This window comes from Pseudomonas syringae (genome assembly GCF_000737245.1).
GTDB classification, from domain to species: Bacteria; Pseudomonadota; Gammaproteobacteria; order Pseudomonadales; family Pseudomonadaceae; genus Aquipseudomonas; species Aquipseudomonas syringae_J.
In genome coordinates, this window is record NZ_JPQU01000010.1 from 1 (window position 1) to 217 (window position 217).

Annotated in this window: 1 protein-coding gene; it reads left to right on the plus strand. The window is 60.8% G+C overall.

What is annotated here, in order from left to right:
* Positions 1-217: YhjD/YihY/BrkB family envelope integrity protein (locus tag IV01_RS24365; protein WP_032624820.1), on the plus strand; the 217-nt coding region annotated here is incomplete at both ends.

Here is a 217-nt window from a genome sequence, read left to right on the forward strand (position 1 = left end):
GCTGTTGGCGGTCGCCTACACCATCGGACTGGCGCTGATTCTGCTCGCGACGGCAGCTTTGATGGTGACCGGCCCGCAGGTAATGGCATGGCTTGCCGATCAGGTGGGGCTGAAAGAGATAGTCGTGACGCTGTGGACCTGGTTGCGTTGGCCAGTCGTTGTGATCCTGATGATGCTGGTGGTGGCCTTGCTGTACTACGTCACGCCGGACGTGGAG